Source organism: Mesorhizobium sp. M2C.T.Ca.TU.002.02.1.1 (assembly GCF_003997225.1).
Window position 1 is genome coordinate 1 of the sequence record NZ_RZTO01001340.1, and the last position, 879, is coordinate 879.

Here is an 879-nt window from a genome sequence, read left to right on the forward strand (position 1 = left end):
GTCAAAGGTTTCGCCGTCGGTCGCACCATCTTCATCAACGCCGCCGAACAATGGCTGGCCGGCAAGATGTCAGATGAAGAAGCGGTGGCCGACATGGCGTCCCGCTTCGAACAGTTGACCGAGGCATGGCTTGCCGCGCGCGGCCGTAAAGCAGCATAAGAAACGGGCAGCATAAGAAAACGGCGTAAGCGAAAGCCGGAGGAAACAACAAATGAGCAAGACAATTCGCCTGACCATGGCGCAGGCGCTGACCCGCTTTCTCAGCCGGCAGATGACCGAGATCGACGGCAAGACGGTACCGATCTTCGGCGGCGTCTGGGCGATCTTCGGCCATGGCAATGTCGCCGGCATCGGCGAGGCGCTCTACCAGGTGCGCGACGAGCTGCCGACCTTCCGCGCCCATAACGAACAGGCGATGGCGCATGCGGCGATCGCCTATGGCAAGGCCAATTTCCGCCGCCGCTTCATGGCCGCGACCTCTTCGATCGGCCCCGGCGCGCTCAACATGGTGACAGCGGCGGCGCTCGCGCATGTGAACCGGTTGCCCGTCCTGTTCCTGCCCGGCGATGTCTTCGCCAACCGCCTGCCGGACCCGGTGCTGCAGCAGGCGGAAGATTTCTCCGACGGCACGGCGAGCGTCAACGACTGCTTCCGGCCCGTCTCGCGCTATTTCGACCGCATCACGCGGCCGGAGCAGATCATCCCGGCGCTGAACCGCGCCATGCAGGTGCTGACCGATCCGGCCGAATGCGGTCCGGTGACGCTGTCGCTCTGCCAGGACGTGCAAGCCGAGGCCTACAATTATCCGGAAAGCCTGTTTGTCGAGCGTATCTGGACGCCGCGCAGATTGCGCCCGGATCGCAATGAGCTGGCGGCGGC

General features: G+C 64.2%; 2 protein-coding genes. Both read left to right on the top strand.

The features are described 5' to 3' along the window. On the top strand, nt 1-159 hold a 159-nt coding region (locus EOD07_RS35965), incomplete at its 5' end, for a DUF2090 domain-containing protein (protein WP_127238482.1). 52 nt (nt 160-211) lie between these two features. Beyond that, on the top strand, nt 212-879 hold a 668-nt coding region (locus EOD07_RS35970), incomplete at its 3' end, for a thiamine pyrophosphate-binding protein (protein WP_245470628.1).